Origin of the sequence: Luteibacter sp. dw_328 (genome assembly GCF_018449605.1) — a bacterium.
Lineage (GTDB): Bacteria > Pseudomonadota > Gammaproteobacteria > Xanthomonadales > Rhodanobacteraceae > Luteibacter.
Genome location: NZ_JAAVUW010000017.1, coordinates 1 through 2,122 on the forward strand (window position 1 = coordinate 1; position 2,122 = coordinate 2,122).

Annotated in this window: 1 protein-coding gene; it reads right to left on the minus strand. The window is 64.0% G+C overall.

Annotated elements, in window-relative coordinates; translation table 11 throughout:
- Nucleotides 1-2,122, minus strand: a 2,122-nt coding sequence (locus tag HB634_RS22750) for a TonB-dependent receptor plug domain-containing protein (RefSeq protein WP_213950224.1), incomplete at both ends; no start/stop codon positions are given.

Genomic DNA, 2,122 nt, shown 5'->3' on the forward strand with positions numbered 1-2,122 from the left:
GCGCTTGGCACGCGGCTCGCCGATATCGGCGGCGGTGAGCGGCACGCTCAGGTACTGACCGTCAGCCGGCGACACGGTGAACGTATTCGCGCGACCCGGGTTGTACAGCCAGCAACCCGTGCTGCGACCGATACCCGCCTTCACTTCGTCGTGAAGGCCGTTCTCGTCGCCCCATTCCTGGATCGGTGCCGAGTCGCAGGTATCGTCGATCAGGCTGCGCAGGCGACGGTACATGGCCTTCGCACCGACGACCCAGTTGTTGTCCAGCTGCTGGTCGACACCGAAGATGTACTCATCCTGGTAGTACGAGTGCAGGCCCTGGGCCGAAACGGTCTTCGCGTCCGGCGGGATGCCGTTCGCGCCGTTCTTGTTGTAGTTACCCGAATACGGGCCTGCAACGAGACCGGTCGGCACACCCGTGACCGGGTCGATGCCGGTGAAACCGTAGTACTGCGACGGGAAGGTCGACGGGCCGGCGCCGCGGATGGCGACGGAGGTCGGCAGACCGAGGTGGTAACGGCCGGCGTTGGCGTAGATCTTCAGCGAGCTGTCACCGTGGACGTCCCACGACGCACCCAGGCGTGGATCGAGCTGGTGGCGCGCGCTGGCATACGCTTCGCCGCTACCGTTGTAGTTGGTGAACTGTTCGTTACGCAGGCCGATGTAACCGTGCCAGCGGTCCGTGATCTGCCAGTTGTCTTCGATGAACTGCGAACGCTGGTTGGTACGGGCCGAGGTGCCCGTGCTCAGTGCCGTCGATTCCGCGTAGTAGCCGTTGGCGAAGTCAGCCGGGTTGTACAGGGCGGGATTGAGACCGAGGTTGGACAGGCGGCTCTGGATGGACGAGCCGTCACCAACGTCAGCGTAGGTCCAGCCGGTACCGCCGGTTGGCAGCGCACCGGACGTGGCGCGCAGGACATAGTTATCAACACCTCCGCGCAGGTCGTGATCACCCAGGCGGTATTCGATGTTGGCGCTCCAGCCATGGCTGCTGTCTTCCGCGCCAGGCAGGAGGAACGTCGAGCCACCGACCGTGCAACCGGTCTGCGGGTTGCCGGTAAACTCGGTGCGGTTATCGGTAATGGTCGGGCAGTTCTGGCCGGTAGCCGAGGTGATGTTCTGGCTGTGGTCGGAATGCGAACGGCCGTACATCGCGTTGACCGTCAGGTCATCGGTGATGTAACCGGTGTAGTGGCCGATGTACGTGTTGCCACCCGGCGTCGCGTTGGTCTGCGTGCCGTTGTAGTTTTTCGTGTAGACATGGCCGAGGTAGTCGCCGCGACCGGTGTCGTAGCTGTAAGCACTGATGGACTGGTCATTCGTCTCGGTGTCGCCGATACCGGTGAACTCGAGGATGTTGTTGTCGGTGATGTTCCAGTCGATCTTGGTCAGCCAGCGCTTGGTCTTGGCGCTGTCATGCTCGTCGTCGCTGGTGGTGTTCGGGCCGGTGTAGTCGCCGGTGTTCCTGATCCAGTCCGCCGCGGCGAAGATGAACAACTTGTCCTTGATCAGTGCGCCGCCGATGGAGCCGGAGTACTGCAGGTTCTCGTTGTTGCGCAGCGCGTACAGGTTGCCCTTCTGGTAGAGGGTACCGTCGCGAAGACGGACGTTACGCGGCTGCTGGTTCAGGCCGTCCGGCGACCAGAATACCTGGACATCGCCCTTCCACTCGTTGGTACCACGCTTGGAGACGACGTTGATCACGCCGCCGGTGGAGCGGCCGTACTCGGCGCCGTAGCCGCCGATCAGCACCTGTTCCTGATCGATCGCGTCGTAGGGCAGCTGGCGCGAGCTCACGCCGGTCAGCGGGTTCGTGGCCTGGAAGCCGTTGATGTAGTAGCCGTTCTCGGACGCCGAAGAGCCACCGAAGGACAGCGCGTTGCCGTAGCCACGCACCGCGGGCGTGGTGCCCGGAGCGAGCAGGGCGATCGAGCTGATCGACGTGCGGGCGATCGGCAGCTTGGACAGCTGGTCGGCGGTCAACACGGTGCGCGAGTCGACCGAGCTGACGTCGATGCTGGGCAGGGTGTTGGCGGTAACCTGGACGCTGCCGAGGTTGGTGGCATCGCCGGCGCCAGCGGCGGCAGCGGCAAAGGAAACGTCGGTACCCTGGCTGATCTGC